General features: G+C 72.8%; 12 protein-coding genes. 5 read left to right on the top strand and 7 right to left on the bottom strand.

The features are described from left to right. The first annotated feature begins 20 nt into the window (after nt 1–20). Together IE330_RS04550 and IE330_RS04555 are read left to right on the top strand one after the other, a co-directional pair. Nucleotides 21–923 carry an LLM class flavin-dependent oxidoreductase gene (locus IE330_RS04550; RefSeq protein ID WP_190134536.1) on the top strand — a complete coding sequence of 301 codons (903 nt, stop codon included), beginning with the start codon at nt 21–23 and terminating at the stop codon, nt 921–923. 189 nt (nt 924–1,112) lie between these two features. Next, the gene (locus tag IE330_RS04555) at nt 1,113–2,015 is read left to right on the top strand and encodes an HAD hydrolase family protein (protein WP_190134537.1); all 903 of its coding nucleotides are present in this window, start codon (nt 1,113–1,115) and stop codon (nt 2,013–2,015) included. A 125-nt stretch (nt 2,016–2,140) separates the two neighbouring features. On the opposite strand, the gene IE330_RS04560 is transcribed toward IE330_RS04555, so the two are convergent. The 6 genes from IE330_RS04560 to hisC all read right to left on the bottom strand — a co-directional run bounded on the left by IE330_RS04560 (nt 2,141) and on the right by hisC (nt 13,145). After that, the gene (locus IE330_RS04560; protein ID WP_190134538.1) at nt 2,141–3,214 is read right to left on the bottom strand and encodes a M23 family metallopeptidase; all 1,074 of its coding nucleotides are present in this window, start codon (nt 3,212–3,214) and stop codon (nt 2,141–2,143) included. 133 nt (nt 3,215–3,347) lie between these two features. Then, a complete protein-coding gene (locus tag IE330_RS04565) occupies nt 3,348–5,186 on the bottom strand; it encodes a GAF domain-containing sensor histidine kinase (protein WP_190134539.1) in 1,839 nt (612 codons plus the stop codon). A gap of 122 nt (nt 5,187–5,308) precedes the next feature. Further along, nucleotides 5,309–8,815, bottom strand: coding sequence for a thiol reductant ABC exporter subunit CydD (gene cydD, locus IE330_RS04570; RefSeq protein WP_190134540.1), 3,507 nt, complete (start codon nt 8,813–8,815; stop codon nt 5,309–5,311). A gap of 65 nt (nt 8,816–8,880) precedes the next feature. After that, a complete protein-coding gene (gene cydB / locus IE330_RS04575; RefSeq protein WP_190134541.1) occupies nt 8,881–9,993 on the bottom strand; it encodes a cytochrome d ubiquinol oxidase subunit II in 1,113 nt (370 codons plus the stop codon). 15 nt (nt 9,994–10,008) lie between these two features. Beyond that, the gene (locus tag IE330_RS04580; protein ID WP_190134542.1) at nt 10,009–11,553 is read right to left on the bottom strand and encodes a cytochrome ubiquinol oxidase subunit I; all 1,545 of its coding nucleotides are present in this window, start codon (nt 11,551–11,553) and stop codon (nt 10,009–10,011) included. A 512-nt stretch (nt 11,554–12,065) separates the two neighbouring features. Next, a complete protein-coding gene (gene hisC / locus IE330_RS04585; protein ID WP_190134543.1) occupies nt 12,066–13,145 on the bottom strand; it encodes a histidinol-phosphate transaminase in 1,080 nt (359 codons plus the stop codon). 711 nt (nt 13,146–13,856) lie between these two features. Between hisC and IE330_RS04590 the strand changes: the two genes are divergently transcribed. The 3 genes from IE330_RS04590 to IE330_RS04600 all read left to right on the top strand — a co-directional run bounded on the left by IE330_RS04590 (nt 13,857) and on the right by IE330_RS04600 (nt 17,967). After that, complete coding sequence (locus tag IE330_RS04590) at nt 13,857–14,978, top strand: LacI family DNA-binding transcriptional regulator (RefSeq protein WP_190134544.1); 1,122 nt, start codon at nt 13,857–13,859, stop codon at nt 14,976–14,978. Nucleotides 14,979–15,780: 802 nt separating this feature from the next. Next, complete coding sequence (locus IE330_RS04595; protein ID WP_373314564.1) at nt 15,781–16,893, top strand: metallophosphoesterase family protein; 1,113 nt, start codon at nt 15,781–15,783, stop codon at nt 16,891–16,893. Between the two features lie 195 nt (nt 16,894–17,088). Beyond that, nucleotides 17,089–17,967: a hypothetical protein gene (locus IE330_RS04600; protein ID WP_190134546.1), complete on the top strand. Its 879-nt coding sequence runs from the start codon at nt 17,089–17,091 to the stop codon at nt 17,965–17,967. Between the two features lie 234 nt (nt 17,968–18,201). On the opposite strand, the gene thiC is transcribed toward IE330_RS04600, so the two are convergent. Further along, nucleotides 18,202–20,022: a phosphomethylpyrimidine synthase ThiC gene (thiC, locus tag IE330_RS04605; RefSeq protein WP_190134547.1), complete on the bottom strand. Its 1,821-nt coding sequence runs from the start codon at nt 20,020–20,022 to the stop codon at nt 18,202–18,204. Between the last annotated feature and the right edge of the window lie 192 nt (nt 20,023–20,214).

A 20,214-nucleotide genomic window follows, 5' to 3' on the forward strand; every position in this document is an offset into this window, starting at 1 on the left:
CGACCCGTACGCTCGACCGCATGAGTCTGCGTCTGAGTACCGTGATCCTGCCCGTGCGGCGCTGGCACGAGGGCGGCCGGGAGCGCTGGCGGCGCGCCGAGGAGCTGGGCTTCCACACCGCGTACACCTACGACCACCTGTCGTGGCGGTCCTTCCGCGACGGGCCGTGGTTCGGCGCGCTGCCCACGCTGACCGCCGCCGCGGCCGTCACGGACCGCATACGCCTGGGCACCCTCGTCACCTCGCCGAACTTCCGGCACCCGGTCACGCTCGCCAAGGAACTGATCACTCTGGACGACGTGTCGAACGGCCGGATCACCCTCGGCATCGGCGCGGGCGGCAACGGCTTCGACGCCGGCACACTGCGCCGCGCCGACGAGGCGCCCTGGACACCCCGTGAACGCGCGGACCACTTCGCGGAGTTCCTGCCGCTGCTCGACCGGCTGCTCACCGAGGACGCGGTCACCCACGAGGGCGAGCACTACGCCGCGTACGAGGCGCGCACCGTCCCCGGCTGCGTGCAGCGCCCCCGGCTGCCGTTCGCCGTGGCCGCGACCGGCCCGCGCGGCCTCAGGCTCGCCGCCCACCACGGCCAGGCATGGGTGACCACGGGCGACCCGAAGACCTCCGAGACCGGCACCCCGGACGAGTCCCTGGAGGCCATCCGCGGGCAGGTCGACCGCCTCGGCACGGCCTGCACGGAGATCGGCCGGGACACCGCCGAGCTGGACAAGATCCTGCTCACCGGGTTCACGCCGGACCGGCCCCTGGAGTCCTTCGACGCCTTCGTGGAGTTCGCGGGCAAGCACGCGGCGCTCGGCTTCACCGAGATCGTGCTGCACTGGCCGCTGCCGGGCACGGACTTCGCCGCGGACGAGAAGGTCTTCGAGCGCATCGCGACCGAGGCCCTGGCGCAGTTGTAGACCGCGCCGGGCTGCACCCAACCTCTCGGAGGCAACCGGAGCCCCTGAGGACTCCCAGATCCCCTGAGGACTCCCGGATCCCTTGAGGCTTTCGGAGTGCCCTGGGCCGGAGGTGGCAGGGGTGTGGACGGGGCGCGCGGGGGTGCGCCGTACTCACATGTGCGCTCCACCACACACCCGTGCGCGCATATGCGGGACAATCGCGTGGTGACCTCAGCTACCGCCCGGCCGCGGACCCCGGCCCACTCCGTCCCGCCCCGGTTGATCGCCACCGACCTGGACGGCACGCTGCTGCGTGACGACAAGTCGGTGTCGGAGCGCACGGTCGCGGCGCTCGCCGCCGCCGAGACGGCCGGGATCGAGGTCTTCTTCGTGACCGGCCGCCCCGCCCGCTGGATGGACGTGGTCAGCGACCACGTCCACGGTCACGGCCTGGCGATCTGCGCGAACGGCGCGGCGGTCGTCGACCTGCACGGCGGCCCCGGCGCGCACCGCTTCGCCAAGGTGCGGGCCCTGGCCGCGCCCAACGCCCTGGAGGTCGTCGAGCTGCTCCGGGCGGCCGCCCCGGGTACGTCCTTCGCCGTCGACCGCACGGGCGGCGTGCACCACGAGCCGCACTACCCGCCGCTGCGGATGGACCCCGCGGTGAGCGTGGCGCCCGTCGAGAAGCTCCTCGCGGGGGACTCCGGCGGCGCGGACCAGCCCATCCTCAAGGTCCTCGCCCACCACCCCGACCTCACCCCGGACGCCTTCCTCGCGCTCGCCCGCGCGGCCGCGGGCGACCGCGCCGAGATCACCCGCTCCAGCCCGACCGCGCTGCTCGAGATCAGCGCCCCCGGCGTCACCAAGGCGGGCACCCTCGCGCTCTGCTGTGCCGAGCGCGGCATCTCCCCCGCCGAGGTCGTCGCCTTCGGGGACATGCCGAACGACGTGGAGATGCTCACCTGGGCCGGCTCCTCGTACGCGATGGGCAACGCCCACCCCGACGTGATCGCCGCCGCCTCGGGCCGCACGGTCGCCAACAACGACGACGGGGTGGCGGTCGTCATCGAGCGCATCGTGGCGGAACGTCTCTCCAGAGGAGCCGACTGACCCGCTCCCGCGGCTGGCCCGCACCCGACGGCTGACTTGCCCCTGCCAGGGGCCATTGGCTTGCCGGGCCCACCGGGCAAGGGGCGACCGGCCTCTCCGGGGAAGGAGGGCTCCGCCGCGCCCGTTCAGAGCGTGACCCCGCGTTCCTCCAGCCACTCCACCGGGTCCACGCCCGAGCCCAGTTCCGGCGTGAGCCGTGCCTCGAAGTGCAGGTGTGGGCCCGTCGAGTTGCCGGTCGTGCCCGCCTGGCCGATCCACTGCCCGGCGCCGACCGCCTCCCCCTGGTCGACGGTCACGGCGGCCAGGTGCGCGTACTGCGTGTAGTAGCCGTCGGCATGGCGCACCACGACCTCCACGCCGAAGGGGCCACCACAGGCGACGCGCACCACGCGCCCCTCGCCCACCGCGCGCACCGGCGCGCCGATGTCGACGGCGAAGTCCTGCCCGGTGTGGCGCCCCGCCCACCGCTCACCCGCGCTGTCGAACCCCGCGGACAGCTCGTACGAGTCCACGGGCGGCACCCATGCGTCCGTGGCGGACGGTTCCGGCTGGTCGAGCCGTACCGCGCCCCGGCACCGGCCCGCGGCGGCGGCCGCGTCGGCCTCGTCCTGGAGCGCCCACTGCGCGGTCTCCAGCTTCGCCTCGATGTCCCGTTTGAGCTGGGCGAGCCCGGCGGTGCGCTGGTCGAGCACCTTTCGCGCCTGGTCCGCCGACCGCTTGGCGGCGTCGAGGCGGTCGGCGGCCTGCTGGGTCCGGGCGACGGTGTGGGTGACGGCGAGGTCCGCCTGCCCCAGGGCGCGCCTGCCCCGCAGCAGCGCGTCGGGGCTGTCCGCGAGCAGCAGCCGTACGGTCATCGAGAGTCCGCCGCCGGTGCGGTACTGGGCGCTGGCCAGCCGTCCGAGGTCCTCGCGCAGGACGGCGACCTGGTAGTGCTCCTGGGCGAGCAGCCGGTCGAGCTCCCGCACGCGGGCACGCTGCGCCTGCGCCGCCTTCCGCCCCGCCTCGTAGCTCTCGGTGGCCCTCGCCGCCTCCTCGTAGAGGCGTGCCACCCGGGCGCTGGTGCTGCTCGGCCCGTCGCTCCCGTCGGCGCCGTCCGACTCGTGGTCGGCCGCCGCCGGCGGCGCCCCCAGGGCGAGGAGGGCGCACAGCAGGACGGGGACGGGAAGCAGACGGCGCGAACGGCGCGGACGTGGGCGCATGGTTCGGATGGTTGCCCGCACGCGCGCGGCGCCTCGCGGGAAATCGTACGCGTGGGGGGACCGGGTGACCCGTACGGTGCACGCGGGTACCGCCGAACAGCGGCCGGTCCCCGGTCCGGCACGGGCCCGGCTCTCAGTGCGGGGCCTGCCACACCACCATCGTGCCGCCGCCGTCCTCGCCGATGCCCGGCCCGTACCCGCTGGTGCCGCCCAGGGCCTCGGCCCGTCGCTTGAGGTTCTTCAGGCCGCTGCGGCGGCCGCCCTCGGGGATGCCGACGCCGTCGTCGGCGACGGTCAGGCGTACGCCCGGGCGGCCGTCCGGCAGGACGGCCGTGGCGTCGACGACGACCTCGACGCGGCCGGCGCCCGCGTGCCGGAACGCGTTGGACAGGGCTTCGCGCAGGGCCGCGACGAGGTTCTTGCCGGTGAGCTCGCCGACGGCCGTGTCGACGGGGCCGACGAAGCGGTGCGAGGGCTTGAAGCCGAGCGGCACGGCCGCCATGTTGATCTCGCGCAGGACCCGGGTCCGCAGCCCCGAGGGCGCCTCGGCGGGACCCTGCTGGAGCGCGAAGATCGCCGTACGGATCTCCTGGATGGTCACGTCCAGTTCGTCGACGGCCTTGCCGACGCCCCGCACCACCTCGGGCACCACGGACCGGCGCTGGGCGCCCTCCAGCATCATCCCGGTGGCGAACAGCCGCTGGATGACCAGGTCGTGCAGGTCACGGGCGATGCGGTCGCGGTCCTCGTACACCGCGAGCCGCTCCCGGTCGCGCTGTGCCTCGGCCATCATCAGCGCGAGCGCGGCCTGCGCGGCGAACTGCGTGGCGAGCGTCCGCTCCGTCCCGGTGAACGGCCGCGCCCCCCGCGCGCGCGGGGTGACGAGGGTGCCCAGGACCCGGCCGTCGCTGCGCAGCGGCAGCATCATCACGGGACCGTAGCCGCGCGTGAGGTCGGTCATGACGCGCGGATCACCGGCGGCGTCGTCGAGGAACACCGCCTGTCCGTCCAGGAGGTCGGTGACGATGCGGCTCTCCGGGGGGACGATCGTGCCGAGCGCGACGCCGGGCTCGTCCGCGGAGACGGCGACGATCTCCATGCCGCCCTCCTCGTGCGGCCGGAGCACGATCCCCGCCGCCGAGTCCGCGAGGCGCCGGGCGTGCTCGGCGACCACCCCGAGGGCGTCCTCCGCGTCCGCGCCCGAGAGCAGCGCCGTGGTGACCGCCACGGAGCCGTCGATCCACCGCTCGCGCTGCTGGGCGGCCTCGTAGAGGCGGGCGTTGCCGATCGCGATGCCCGCCTCCGCGGCGAGCACCCGCACCATGTGCGCGTCGTCGTCGGTGAACTCCGCGGCCCTCGCGGACGTGGTGCCGCCGCGCTTCTCGGTGAGGTACAGGTTCCCGAAGATCTCGCCCTGGACGCGGATCGGCACCCCCAGGAAGGTGCGCATCGGCGGGTGGTGGGCGGGGAAGCCGCAGGAGCGCGGGTCGGCGGAGAGGTCGGCCAGGCACAGCGTCTCCGGCTGGTGGATGAGCGCGCCGAGGAGCCCGCGGTGGCCGTCCGGCAGCCGGCCGATGCGCTCGGCGGTGGCCTCGTCGAAGCCGTGGTGGACGAAGTCCGACAACCCCTCGCCGTCCTCGGCGACGACGCCGATCGCGGCGTAGCGGGCGTCCGTGAGGTGGGCCGCGGTCTCGCAGATGCGGTCCAGGGTGGTGTGCAGCTCCAGCCCGGCGCCGACGGACCGCATCGCCTCCAGGAGCTGCGGCACGCGCGCGGTGAGCCCGGAGGACAGCCCGTGCAGGCCGCGGGCCGCCCGCGCGGCGACGTCACCCTGGTCCCGGGCGGGCACCGGGCCCTCCGCCTCGACCGGGCCGCCGGGGCCCGTCGCACCCCGCGGCCCCGCTTCCGGACCCCCCGCGCCCGGGGCGTCGTCGGCGGGCGGCGGCGCGGCGGAGGCCGGAGGGAGGGGCATGCCCCGAGCGTAATTAGTCCCATTTGCCGAGGAAAGTCGGAGCGCGTCCCGGGGCCGCACGTCAGCGACGCGCCGCAGCGCCCCGCACGCGTGCCCGGAGCACCTCCGGTGCCTTGCCCGCGTCAGCGGGCCCCCGCCGCCGTCAGCCGGTCGGCGGCCGCCTCCCGCTCCCGCATCCGCCGCAGCGGCCCGTCCACGGCCACCAGGTCCTCGTACGCGCCGCGCTGCACGACCCGACCGGCCTCCAGGACGATCACCTCGTCAACTTTGTCGAGTCCGGCGAGACGGTGCGTGATGAGCAGCGTCGTACGTCCCTCGGTGGCCGCGAGCAGGTCGGCGGTCAGGGCGTCGGCGGTCGGCAGGTCGAGGTGTTCGGCGGGCTCGTCGAGGAGGAGGACGGGGAAGTCGGCGAGCAGCGCGCGGGCCAGCGCGAGCCGCTGCCGCTGTCCCCCGGAGAGGCGGGCCCCGTGCTCCCCGACCAGGGTGTCGAGTCCGTCGGGCAGGGACCGCGCCCAGCCGTCGAGCCGGGCCCGGGCGAGGGCCGCGTACAGCTCGTCGTCGGTCGCGTCCTTGCGGGCGAGCAGCAGGTTCTCGCGTACGGAGCTGTCGAAGACGTGGGCGTCCTGCGCGCACAGGCCGACCAGGCGCCGCACCGCGTCGCTGTCGAGCCGGGCCGCGTCGGTGCCGCCCAGCGTGTACGTGCCGCCGGTGGTGCCCAGGAAGCGCAGCAGGGCGTGGGCGAGCGTGGTCTTGCCGGAGCCGGACGGGCCCACGACGGCGACGCGGCGGCCGCGGTCGAGGGTCAGGGACACGCCCGCGAGCGCGTCGCGGTCCTGCCCCTCGTACCGGGCCCGCAGGCCGTCGAGGCGCAGCGGGAACGGCGTCGGCGGCACCGGCGCGAGTTCGGCGGGCTCCGGCAGGGGGTCGGGGGTGTCGACGACCTCGTGGACGCGCTCGGCGCTCTGCTTGACGCGCTGGCGGTACTGCACGGCGAGCGGCAGCCCCGTCACCGCCTCGAACGCGGCCAGCGGTGTGAGCACGACCGCGGCGAGCGCGACCCCGCCGAGCCGCCCGTCCTGCACCGCCTGGGCGCCGACGAGGGCCGCCGCGGCGACCGTGAGGCCCGTCGCGAGGGCGCCGAGCCCGTCGCCGAGCGCGGTGGCCTTCGCCGTCCGGGACGCGATCCGGGTCAGTTCGGCGTCGGCGTCCCTGACGTGGGCCGTGCGCCGCCGCAGCGCGCCGGCGACCGTCAGCTCGGCCGTCCCCGTGAGCAGGTCGGCGACCCGCGTGGCGAGCGCGCCGCGCGCGGGGGCGAGCCTTCGCTCCGCGCGCCGGGCGACGGCACCGCTGACCAGCGGCACGCCGACTCCGGCGGCCAGCAGCCCGGCGGCGAGGACGGCGCCCGCCTCCGGCAGCAGCCAGGCGGTGAAGCCCACCGCTCCGGCGCTGACGACGGCCGCCGCGCCCACGGGCAGCAGCCAGCGCAGCCAGTAGTCCTGGAGGGCGTCCACGTCGGCGACGAGCCGGGACAGGAGGTCGCCGCGGCGGGTGCGGCGCAGGCCCGCGGGCGCGAGGCGCTCCAGGCGGCGGAAGACGGTGACCCGCATGTCGGCGAGCATCCGCAGCACCGCGTCGTGCGATACGAGGCGCTCGGCGTAGCGGAAGCAGGCGCGCCCGATGCCGAAGGCCCGCGTCGCCGTGACGGCGATCATCAGGTGCATCACGGGCGGCTGCTGCGAGGCCCGCGAGATCAGCCACCCGGAGGTGGCCATCAGCCCCACGGCGCTGCCCAGGGCGAGGCTCCCGAGCAGCAGGGCGAGGCCGAGCCGCCCCCTGCGGGGTCGCGCCACCGCCCGCACGCGGGCGAGCACGCCTCCCCGGGGACGGGAGTCCGCTGTCGGTGCACCCGACTCCCGGGTGTCGTCGGCGGGGGCAGCGCCGTCCCAGGTCCGGACGTGCGTGCCGCGAAGGGGTTCCGGAGAGGAGGAGGCCACCGTGTCGGGGGCGTCCACGCGGACCACGCGGTCCGCGACGGCCAACAGCGCCGGCCGGTGCACGACCAGGACGACGGTCCGCCCGGCCGCCAGCCGCCGGACCGCCTCGACGACCCCCGCCTCGGTCTCCCCGTCCAGCGCGGCGGTCGGCTCGTCGAGCAGCACCACGGGCCGGTCGGCGAGGAACGCCCGGGCGAGGGCGACGCGCTGGCGCTGCCCGGCGGACAGCCCCGCCCCGTCCTCCCCCAGGACGGTCCCGGTGCCCAGGGGCAGGGCGGCCACGAACTCCATGGCCCCGGCCGCGCGCAGGGCGTCCCGCACGGCCGCGTCGTCCGCCTCGGGCCGCGCGAGCCGTACGTTGTCCGCGATGGTCCCGGCGAACAGGTGCGGCCGCTGCGGCACCCACGCGATCCGCTCCCGCCACTTCTCCAGGGACACGTCGGCGAGGTCCGTGCCGCCGACACGTACCCGTCCCGCGGTGGGTGCGACAAAGCCGAGGAGGGCGTGCAGGAGCGTCGACTTGCCCGAGCCGCTCGGCCCGACCAGGGCCACGGTCTCGCCCGGCTCGACGGTGAACGAGACCCCGGCGACGGCGTCCGCCGCCCGCCCGGGGTAGCGCACGCGCAGGTCCTCCACGCTCAGGGCGCCCTGGGGCACGGGCCCGCTGCCTTCGGCCGGTACGGGGGTCTCCAGGACCGCGAAGATCTCCTCCGCGGCCGCGAGCCCCTCGGCCGCCGCGTGGTAGCGGGCGCCGACCTGCCGCAGTGGCAGATAGGCCTCGGGCGCGAGGACGAGCACGACCAGGCCGTCGTAGAGCGCCATGTCGCCGTGGACGAGCCGCATGCCGATGGTGACCGCGACCAGGGCCACGGAGATGGTCGCGAGGAGTTCCAGGGCGAACGACGACAGGAAGGCGATGCGCAGTGTCCGCATCGTCGCGCGCCGGTACTCGTCGGTGATCTTGCGGATCGCCTCGGCCTGCGCCTTGGCGCGGCCGAACACCTTGAGCGTCGGCAGACCCGCGACGACGTCCAGGAAGTGGCCCGAAAGCCGCGAGAGCAGCCGCCACTGGCGGTCCATCCGGGCCTGCGTGGCCCAGCCGATCAGCATCATGAAGACCGGGATCAGCGGCAGCGTGCCGGTGATGATCGCCGCCGACACCCAGTCCTCGGTGACGACGCGCGCGAGCACGGCTACCGGCACCACCACCGCGAGCCCGAGCTGCGGCAGATAGCGGGAGAAGTAGTCGTCGAGGGCGTCCACGCCTCGCGTGGCCAGGTTGATCAGCGAGCCCGTGCGCTGCCCGCTCAGCCACCCCGGGCCGAGCGCGCCCGCCCGCTCCACCAGCCTGACCCGCAGCTCCGACTTGACCGCCGCGCTCGCCCGGTGCGCGGCGAGCTCGGTCAGCCAGGCCACGGCTCCCCGGCCCACGGCGACCACTGCGAGCAGCAGGAGGGGCGTCCTCAGCTCGCTCACCGCCAGCCCGTGCTGGAAGGAGCCGACCACGATCTCGGCGATGAGCATCGCCTGGGCCACGACCAGGCCCGCCCCGGCGAGGCCGAGACCCACCACCGCGGCGAGGAACACACGGGTGGCGCGGGCGTACCGCAGCAGGCGCGGGTCGATTGGTTTCACGTGAAACACACCCTCCCAAGAACCGGGCCGGCGGTGTCCGTCGCTGCGGGGGCCGTGGTCATGGACTAGTGCGCCCTGCCGGCCGACACGTCCCGAGCACTGTCACTCGGCACGTCCGGCGCGCTGTCACTCGGTACGTCCGCCGCGCTGTCACTCGGCACGTCCGACGTGCCGTGCGGCAGGTCCGGCGCGATGTGCTGCGTGCCGATGCGCTTGCGGAACACCCAGTACGTCCACGACTGGTAGAGCAGTACAACCGGGGTCGCGATGCCCGCGCACCACGTCATGATCTTCAGGGTGTAGGGGCTCGACGAGGCGTTGGTGACGGTGAGGCTCCAGTCGTCGTCCAGCGACGAGGGCATGACGTTCGGGAAGAGCGTCAGGAAGAGCATCGCGACGGCCGCGACGATCGTCAGGCCCGACAGCGCGAAGGACCAGCCCTCCCGGCCGAGCTGGTTGGCGCCGAGGGCCGCGAGCAGGGCCACGACGGCCACGACCAGCGCGACCATGCTCGCGCCGTCGCCGTTGTCCGCCTGGGTCCAGCCGAGGAACCCGAGCGCGAGCACGGCGGTGAGGAGCCCGAGCGCGAGGGCCAGCTTGCGGGCCCGCAGCCGGATGTCACCGACCGTCTTCAGGGCCGTGAAGACCGTGCCGTGGAAGGTGAACAGCGTGAGCGTGACCAGACCGCCGAGGAGCGCGTACGGGTTGAGCAGGTCGAAGACGCTGCCCACGTACTCCTTGCGCGCGTCGATCTCCACCCCGCGCACGATGTTGCCGAAGGCCACGCCCCACAGGAACGCCGGGAGCAGCGAGGTCCAGAAGATCGTGTGCTCCCAGTTGGTCTGCCACCGCTCGTCGGGCCGCTTCGCCCGGTACTCGAAGGCGACACCGCGCAGGATCAGGCAGAGCAGGATGAGCAGCAGCGGCAGGTAGAAGCCGGAGAAGAGCGTCGCGTACCACTCGGGGAAGGCGGCGAAGGTCGCGCCGCCTGCCGAGAGCAGCCACACCTCGTTGCCGTCCCAGACGGGCCCGATGGTGTTGATCAGCACGCGCTTCTCGGCCCGGTCCCGGGCGAGCAGCTTGGTGAGGACGCCGACCCCGAAGTCGAAGCCCTCCAGGAAGAAGTAGCCGATCCACAAGACGGCGATCAGTACGAACCAGACGTCGTGCAGTTCCATGTCCGGTCAGCTCCTTCAGTACGAGAAGGCCATGGGCCGGTCGGCGTCGGCTTCGGCGTCCGTGCCGGTGCTCGCACCACCGGGAGGGCCGCCGATCCTGGTGGGCGGGTTGAGGTCGGCCTCGGACAGCTTCGGCGGGCCCTGCCGGACGTACTTGAGCAGCAGCCGGACCTCGATGACGGCGAGGATCGCGTAGACCAGCGTGAAGACGACGAGCGAGGTGATCACTTCGCCCTGGGAGACGCCCGGGGAGACCGCGTCCTCGGTGCGCAGCACGCCGTAGACGACCCAGGGCTGGCGGCCGGTCTCCGTGAAGATCCAACCCCAGGCGGTGCCGATCAGCGGGAAGATCAGGGTCCACTGGGACAGCCGCCACCACCAGGTGCCCAGCTTCGGTGCCAGCTCCTTGTTCTTGGTGAGCATGAGCTTCGGCACCTCGTCGGGTCCCGTGCGGTGCTCGGGCGCGAGCCACACCTTGCGCCGGGTCAGCCACAGACCGGCCGTGCACAGGGCCATGGAGACACCGCCGAAGCCGATCATCCAGCGGTAGGACCAGTAGGCGGTGGGGATGTTGGGCCGGTAGTCGCCGGGGCCGAACTTCTCCTGCGCCTCTTTGTTGAGGTCGTTGATGCCGGGGATCTCGGCGTTGAAGTTGTTCTTGGCGAGGAAGGACAGCACGCCGGGTATCTCGATGGCGACCTTGTTGTGCCCCTCGGCGACGTCACCGTAGGCGAACAGGGAGAACGGCGCCGGCTTCTCCGACTCCCACAGGGCCTCGGCGGCCGACATCTTCATCGGCTGCTGCTCGTACATGACCTTGCCGAGCGTGTCGGCGCTGATCACGGTCAGCAGGGTGCCGACGAACGCGGTGACCAGGCCGAGCCGCAGCGACATGCGCATCGTGCGGACGTGCCGCTTCCTGCGCAGGTGGAAGATGGCGATGCCCGTCATGAAGGCGCCGCCGACCAGGATCGTCGCCGCGATCACGTGGAAGAAGTTGACCAGCGCCGTCTCCTGGAACAGCACCTTCGCGAAGTCGGTGAGCTCGGCGCGCTGCACGCCGTCCCGCTCCACGAGCCGGTAGCCGACCGGGTGCTGCATAAAGGCGTTGGCGGCGATGATGAAGTACGCCGACAGGACGGTCCCGATGGAGACCATCCAGATCGTCGCGCAGTGCAGCTTCTTCGGCAGCTTGTCCCAGCCGAAGATCCACAGCCCGATGAAGGTCGACTCGAAGAAGAAGGCGATCAGCGCCTCGAAGGCGAGCGGGGCACCGAAGACGTCGCCGACGAACCGCGAGTAGTCGGACCAGTTCATGCCGAACTGGAACTCCTGCACGATGCCGGTGACCACGCCCATCGCGATGTTGATCAGGAACAGCTTGCCCCAGAACTTGGTGGCCCTGAGGTACTGCTCCTTGCCCGTACGCACCCAGGCGGTCTCCAGGATCGCCGTCAGGGCGGCCAGGGAGATCGTCAGCGGGACGAAGAGGAAGTGGTAGACGGTGGTGATGCCGAACTGCCATCGCGCCAGGGTCTCCGGCGCCAGTGCCAGGTCCACGTCGTCTTTCTCCTTACGTGCCGTGGTCGTAGCGGCAGTTTGCCCCTTATGTCATGGACATCCCGGGGCAAGCGGGGCACGCTTGTGAACGCGTTCACATTCACAAGCAATTATGTCCTATGAACACCACGGCTTGAAAGGGGGGTCCCGTTACCGCAGGGAACGGGCTAGAGCACAGGCCTCTACCGTGACTCGCGCCGCCCTGACCAGGCACTTTCGGGCTCGGAGGGGTGCTGGGGGCAAGAGCGGGGCCGCGCGCAAGGCGCTCGCGCACGTCAAGTTGTCCCTTGCGGGGCTCTCGGGGCCGTTCGGCCCTGGCGGAGAGGCGGGCGGCGAGGGACCGGGCGGCGGCAGGTCGCGCCCGGGCATACGAAGGGGACATACGAAGGCCGGACGGCCATGCGCTCGCGCTGCCGTCCGGCCCTACGTCTCACCTGGGGCGGCCGGTGCTCCCCGGCCGCCTCCTGCGGCAGGCCGCCGCCCCTCCTGGAGCTCCTCCCTGGAGCTCCTTCCTAGAGCTCCTTGCGGAAGGCCTCCGCCGCCTTCAGGAAGATGTCGTTGGCCTCCGTCTCGCCGATCGTGACGCGGACGCCCTCACCGGCGAACGGCCGCACGGTGACGCCCGCCTGCTCGCACGCGGCGGCGAAGTCCACCGTCCGGTCGCCGAGGCGCAGCCAGACGAAGTTCGCCTGGGTGTCGGGCACCGTCCAGCCCTGCCCCCGCAGCCCCTCCAGGACACGCGTGCGCTCGGTGACCAGGGTGTCGACGCGGCTGAGCAGTTCGCCCTCCGCGCGCAGCGAGGCCACCGCCGCGTCCTGGGCGAGCTGGCTCACCCCGAACGGCACCGCCGTCTTGCGCAGGGCGGCCGCCACCGGCTCGTGCGCGATCGCGAAGCCGACCCGCAGCCCCGCGAGGCCGTAGGCCTTGGAGAAGGTCCGCAGCACACAGACGTTGGGCCGGTCACGGTAGAGCTCGATCCCGTCGGGGACCTCCGGGTCCCGGACGAACTCGCGGTAGGCCTCGTCGAGCACCACGAGGATGTCGCTGGGCACCCGGTCGAGGAAGCGCTCGAGCTCGGCCCTGCGGACCGATGTGCCGGTGGGGTTGTTGGGGTTGCAGACGAAGATCAGGCGAGTGCGGTCGGTAATGGCCGCCGCCATGGCGTCGAGGTCGTGCACCTCGCCGGACGTCAGCGGCACCCGCACCGCCGTGGCCCCGCTGATCTGCGTGATGATCGGGTACGCCTCGAAGGAGCGCCAGGCGTAGATCACTTCGTCGCCGGGGCCCGAGGTGGCCTGGACCAACTGCTGCGCGACGCCGACGGAGCCGGTGCCCGTCGCGACGTGGGCGGCGGGCACCCCGAAGTGCTCGGCCAGCTCGCTCATCAGCCCCGTGCAGGCCATGTCCGGGTACCGGTTGAAGGAGCGGACCGCCTCCATCGCGGTCTCCATCACCCCGGGCAGCGGCGGGTAGGGGTTCTCGTTCGAGGACAGCTTGTAGGCCTGCGCGCCCTCGGCCGCGGCGGGCTTGCCCGGCTTGTAGGTGGGGATACCCTCCAGCACGGCACGCAGCCTGGGGCTCGTCTCGCTCACCGCGGTCCTCCTCGTGATCATCCGACCTTCAATGCTTCTCACCTTATGAGGATTCGCCGCCGCTGCGAATGCCCTGGCGAAGTAATCGGTGTGGACGGGCTCCGCGGGGCCGGCCCGGGCGCCCTCCGAACCACCGGCAGACCGCCGGAAGCCCTCCGAACCACCGGCAGACCGCCGGGAGCCCTCCGGCGCACCCCAGTAGACGGGCCCCGGAAGGCGGGCCGCAAAAAGCCCCGCGCATCACCGAGAGGCCCTGCCCTCGCTCGCGGACGAGCCGTGCAGCGACCCCACCTCGGGCTCCAGAGCCTGAGCCCCCCTCCACCAGCACCCCCCGGCCCCCACCACGGCTCCCGCGGCGACCCCCACCACGCCCCCCACCACGGCCCCCGCCGTGGACCCACTCCGCACCCCCTGAACCCACTCCGGCTCACCACCACCGCGCACACCCCGAAGGGGCGCCCCCGCCAGAACCACGCGCCGGTGGCTCACTCCGTGGCGCGCGTCCCCCGTGCAGGTGAGTTGAGACCTCTTCGAGACCTGGCCCATTTGGCAGGCCTCCACGCGACGACAAGGGGGCGATACCGAGTCACTGGCCCAACTCCCTTGCTTTCGAAGGTGATTGCCCCGTCACGGCCATGCAGAATCGTGCCTGTCAACGGGTGAATATGCGCCCGCACTACCCACCCCCATGAGCCCTACTATCGGCTCGCCATGACAGCAGCAGGGAAGCACCAGGTGAGCCGAGCGGAGACCGCCCGCCGGGGCAACAGGCAGAGCCGAGCCGGCATCAGAGACGTCGCCGCCGCAGCCGGTGTCTCCATCACGACTGTCTCCGACGCGCTCAACGGCAAGGGCCGGTTGCCCGATGCCACTCGACGCCATGTCCGTGAGGTCGCCGACCGCCTCGGCTACCGCCCGTCGGCCGCGGCCCGCACGCTGCGCACGGGCAAGTCGGGGCTCATCGGCCTGACCGTGACGACGTACGGGGATGAACCTTTCACCTTCACGGAGTTCGCGTACTTCGCGGAGATGGCGAGAGCCGCCACCTCCGCCGCGCTCGCCCGGGGCTACGCCCTGGTCATCCTGCCCGCGACCTCGCGCCGCAGCCCCGTCGACGTCTGGTCGAACGTGGCGCTCGACGGCACCGTCGTCGTCGACCCCTCCGACCACGACCCGGTGGTCAGCGAGCTGGTCCGCCAGGGCCTGCCGGTGGTCTCCGACGGCCGCCCCGCCGGGGCGCTGCCGGTGACGGCCTGGGTCGACAACGACCACGAGGCCGCGGTCCTGGAGATCCTCGAGCACCTCGCCGCCGCCGGCGCCCGCCGCATCGGCCTGCTCACGGGCACCACCACCGACACGTACACCCATCTGTCCACGACCGCCTACCTGCGCTGGTGCGAGCGCGTCGGCCAGGACCCGGTCTACGAGTCCTACCCGGCCCACGACCCGTGCGCGGGCGCCGTGGCCGCCGACCGCCTGCTCGCCCGGCCGGACCGGCCCGACGCCGTGTACGGCCTGTTCGACCCGAACGGCACCGACCTGCTCGCCGCGGCCCGCCGCTACGGCCTGCGCGTACCCGACGACCTGCTCCTCGTGTGCTGCAGCGAGTCGACGGTGTACGCCACCACCGAGCCGCCCATCACCACGCTGTCGCTGAAACCGCGCCGCATCGGCACGGCCGTCGTCCAGTTGCTCATCGACGCCATCGAGGGCTTGGACACCGGCCGTCCCGTCGAGCAGGTGATACCGACCGAGCTGATCGTGCGCACCTCGTCCGAGCGACGTCCGCCGCGCACGACCGTCAGTCCGCCCCGCTCGCCCGGCCACAGCTAGGTTCCGGCGCGTCGGCCCCGGTCCACGACCCGGGGCCGACGCCCGCCGGGATCCGCCCGGGCTGTCGTGACCTGTGGGGAAACCTCGGTCCAATTCGGGAGAAAACCATGGTGAACTGGGGCTCCCCGTCGATTCACCACCCCTGGTGCACCACACAGCGACAGCCGCATTCCTATGATGGGCGGACGACACCGCGGGCCGCTGCGACCAGGCAGTCCGATCCCGGTGCAGATGCGGCGCAATGGTGGTGGAGGGGTCGATGACTCAGGGGGCCGGTCAGGGACCCGAGGTGCGGACGGCGACGCTGCGCGACTTCCGCGTTCCCGCATATGTGTACGAGGGCGTCCGCGAGACCGGGACCCAGGCCGCCGACCAGGCCCGTCAGTCCGTCCATCAGCCCGCCGACCAGGCCCACCGCCCCACCGTCCCCGGCCAGCACCAGCCGCTCGCCCCCGGGCACCAGTCCATCCCCGGACACCAGTCCGTCGATTCCGGGCACCAGTCCGTCGACCCCGGGCACCCGTCCGCCGTGAACGGTCACCACCCGACCGAAGTCGGTCAGCACCCCGCCGCCCCCGGCCCCCGTTCCCCCGAGTACGGCGAGCAGCCCCAGGACCACGGCTACCGCCCCGCCGCGCCGGCCGACCACGGCGTGCCCCCGGCCGAGTACGTCGGACAGCCCGTGGAGCAGATCCCCCACCCGGACCCGTACGACGAGCAGCCGGAGACGTACGACGGGCAGCCGGCCGAGTACGCCGGGCAAACGGACGCCTATGCGGGCCAGGCGGACCAGGCCCACGCCATCCAGCCCGCGGAGGCGCAGGGCGGTCTCACGCCGCGCGTTCCCGCGCAGCCGGGCCCGGGGCTCGCCGCGCACGCCCCCGAGGGCCCCTCGCACCCCGCGGCCCCGCAGGCGGCCGTGGGCGCCCCGGACCCCCTGACGGCGCAGACCCACCCCGGGTCGGCCGCCGACGTGCCCGAGGGCTACACCCCCACGGAGCGCGACCTGCCCGTCATCGGCCGCCGCGGCGACACCGTGCAGGTCGAGGTGCGCGAGATGCCCGAGCCGCCGCCCGCCCCGGGCACGGAGGAGCTCGGTCCGCTGTACGTCGTCGGCGACGTCCACGGCTACCTGGACGAGCTGGTCGCGGCGCTCCAGGCCGAGGGGCTCATCGACACCGACCTCACGTGGTGCGCGGGCAACACCCGGCTGTGGTTCCTCGGCGACTTCACCGACCGCGGACCCGACGGCATCGGCGTCATCGACCTGGTGATGCGCCTGTCCGCCGAGGCCGCCGCCGCAGGCGGCTACTGCAAGGCGCTCATGGGCAACCACGAGCTGCTGCTCATCGGCGCCAAGCGCTTCGGCGACACGCCGGTCAACTCCGGCGCAGGCACCGCCACGTTCCAGGCCGCCTGGCTCCTCAACGGCGGCCAGAAGACGGACATGGAGCGCCTGGAGGACCACCACCTGCAGTGGATGGCCCGCCTGGACGCCATCGAGGAGGAGGACGGGCACCTGCTCGTGCACTCCGACACCACCGCGTACCTCGACTACGGCGACTCCATCGAAGAGGTCAACGACACCATCCGCGAGGCCCTCACGCGCAACGACCCGGACGAGTACTGGGACCTCTTCCGGAAGTTCACCAAGCGCTTCGCCTTCCGCGACGACAACGGCGCCCAGGCCGTGCGCGAGCTCCTCGACGTCTACGGCGGCAGCCGCATCGTCCACGGCCACAGCCCCATCCCGTACCTCCTGGGAGAGGTCGGCTCCGAGTACGACGGGGACGACGACGGCCGTCCCGTGATCGAGGGCCCGCACATCTACGCCGACGGCCTCGCCATCGCCATGGACGGCGGAGTGACCATGGCCGGAAAACTACTGGTGTGCCAGCTCCCTCTGGCTAACTGAGCGTCCACCGGGCAGGGGCACCACGAGTACACCGCGCGGAGACGGGACCACGCTGGCCAGCGGGCCAATTCTGGAAACCCCCTGTCACCGCGTACTGTCACGGCTCTACCATCGCTCTATCCGTAGCAGGCTCCCCTCCGTTCCTGCCCGACGGCTCGTGACCCTGCGAGCCCCAGCCCTACGGAGCATCGGGGGATGCACATGAACAGCGCTCCACACCTGCTCAATGAGGACCGCCCCGAGTACACGCGGATCCTCGACGAGGCGCTGCGCACCGCACCGAACCGCCCGGAGCTGGCCGCGGTGGGCCAGCGACTCAACCCCGAGCAGCTACGCACCATGGCGCTCAACGCCACTGCACTGATCACGGCCGCGGCAGCGGCCGAATACCGCCATTATGTGAAGGTCCGTGAGGATCTGCGCGACTCCGGCACCTCCGCCTCACCACCGGTCCGTGAAGGGAGCGGACCCAGCTCCACCCCGGCCGAATCCGCGTCCGGCGGCGTCGGTCTCGCCACGATGGGCGAGGTCACCGAGACCGCAGGGGCCGGAGCGGTCGCCGTGGTCGCGGTGCTCGCCCCGCTGCTCGCGGGCGCGGCCGCCGCGATCTTCCTGCTCGTCGGCTACATCCTGAAGATGCTCGACCCCGAGCCCGCCTTCGCGGACACCCTGCTCACCGCCGGGTGGCTGTTCGGCGCGCTCACGGCGGCCGCCATCCTGGTCGCCGCGGTCGGCCTGCTCCTGACCGCCCTGCGCAACGGCTCCACTTCCCTCCAGGCAGGCTCGCACGACGAGCGGAACACGGAAGTGGAACGGGCCAGGGAGGCCTGGAGCCAGGCACTCCTGGAGCGCGGCATCCTGCCGTTCCTGCGGGAGGCGCTCGCGGAGCCGGGCACGACGCCCGGACCCCGGACGCCGCCCGCCGGCCCGACCGGGCGCATGCCGCAGCTCGGCTACCACAAGCCGGGGTTCAGCAGCCCTGAGGGCGGCTCCACCACCGGCACCCGGCCGAGCTACTCCAGCCCGGACTTCTCCAGCCCGGACTACGGAGGGCCCGAGCACCGGCCCGAGTAACCCGAAGGACGTCACCCGGTCGCCGGTCGGCGACGGGAGCGGCCCGGTCGCCGCCCGGCGACGGGGCCACTCCGGTCCCGATCAAGGCCGGCGCCGACCCCCGCGCAGGGCGCGCCAGGCCCCCGCCCCGGCGCGCCAAGAGGCCGCTCCGCCCTGCCCGTACGCCGGTACGGGCCGCCCGAACAGGCGGGCCCGGCCGCCGGGCCCCGCGTCCACGGGGTCCAGGACCGGCGCTCAGTCCGCGATCGGCAGGTAGACCCGGTTCCCCGCCGCAGCGAACTCCTTGGACTTCTCCGCCATGCCCTGCTCGATCTCGTCCTGCGTCCCCCCGTGCTCCCTGCGGATGTCCTGGGAGATCTTCATCGAGCAGAACTTCGGCCCGCACATCGAGCAGAAGTGCGCCGTCTTCGCCGGCTCGGCGGGCAGCGTCTCGTCGTGGAACTCCCGCGCCGTGACCGGGTCGAGCGCCAGGTTGAACTGGTCCTCCCAGCGGAACTCGAACCGCGCGTCCGACAGCGCGTCGTCCCACTCCTGCGCGCCCGGGTGCCCCTTCGCGAGGTCCGCCGCGTGCGCCGCGATCTTGTACGTGATGACGCCGGTCTTCACGTCGTCGCGGTTGGGCAGGCCGAGGTGCTCCTTCGGCGTGACGTAGCAGAGCATCGCCGTGCCCCACCAGCCGATCATCGCGGCGCCGATGCCGGACGTGATGTGGTCGTAGGCGGGCGCGATGTCCGTGGTCAGCGGGCCGAGGGTGTAGAACGGCGCCTCCTCGCAGATCTCCTGCTGGAGGTCGATGTTCTCCTTGATCTTGTGCATCGGGACGTGGCCCGGGCCCTCGATCATCGTCTGCACGTGGTGCGCCTTGGCGATCTTGTTCAGCTCACCGAGGGTCTCCAGTTCGGCGAACTGCGCCCGGTCGTTGGCGTCCGCGATCGACCCGGGCCGCAGACCGTCACCGAGGGAGTACGTCACGTCGTACGCCGCGAGGATCTCGCAGAGCTCCTCGAAGTGCTCGTACAGGAAGCTCTCCTTGTGGTGCGCGAGGCACCAGGCCGCCATGATCGAACCGCCGCGCGAGACGATGCCGGTCTTGCGGTTCGCGGTGAGCGGCACGTACGGCAGCCGGACGCCCGCGTGCACCGTCATGTAGTCGACGCCCTGCTCGGCCTGCTCGATGACCGTGTCCTTATAGATCTCCCAGGTCAGCTCCTCGGCCTTGCCGTCGACCTTCTCCAGGGCCTGATAGAGAGGCACGGTGCCGATCGGCACGGGGGAGTTGCGCAGCACCCACTCGCGCGTGGTGTGGATGTTGCGGCCGGTGGACAGGTCCATGACCGTGTCGGCGCCCCATTTCGTCGCCCACGTCATCTTCTCCACCTCCTCCTCGATGGAGGAGGTGACCGCGGAGTTGCCGATGTTGGCGTTGACCTTCACCAGGAACCGCTTGCCGATGATCATCGGCTCGATCTCCGGGTGGTTCACGTTGGCGGGCAGGACCGCGCGCCCCGCCGCGATCTCCGCGCGGACCACCTCGGGTTCGACGTTCTCCCGGACGGCCACGTACTCCATCTCCGGCGTGATCTCCCCGCGCCGGGCGTACGCGAGCTGCGTCACCGCCTGGCCGGCGCGGGCGCGGCGCGGCTGGCGCGGGCGTCCGGGGAAGACCGCGTCGAGGTTGCGCAGGCCGCCGCGCGGCGAGGTGTGCTTGATGCCGTCGTCCTCGGGGCGGACCGGGCGGCCCGCGTACTCCTCGGTGTCGCCGCGCGCGATGATCCAGTTCTCCCGCAGGGGGGCGAGCCCCCGGCGCACGTCGGTGTCGATCTCCGGGTCCGTGTACGGGCCCGAGGTGTCGTACAGGGTCACGGTCTTGCCGTTGGTCAGGTGCACCTGGCGGACCGGCACGCGCAGATCGGAACGCGACCCCTCCGGGCCCGTCACGTATGCCTTGTGCCAGCCGATGGACTTCCCGGCCTCCGCGTCGCTCGGCCCGCTCTGGGCGGTTTGTCCGCCCTCGGGCCGCGTGGAGGCAGGCGTGCGTGTGTCCGATGTGGTCATGAGACCTACTCCCTACGCCGGCATTACCCGGTAACAGGTTCGGCGGTCGACGCAGCGGTTCCCGTACGGTCCGAATGCCGTTCGTACGGAGGTCAGCGCCCTCTCAGCCCGGTGCTCCGAGCTCCCGCGTGTGCAAAGGTGCCTCCACGCTAGCGTCATATCGGGCGCGGTGAACAGAGGGCCCCCTCCGTT

It is taken from the genome of Streptomyces longispororuber (assembly GCF_014656095.1).
GTDB lineage: Bacteria > Actinomycetota > Actinomycetes > Streptomycetales > Streptomycetaceae > Streptomyces > Streptomyces longispororuber.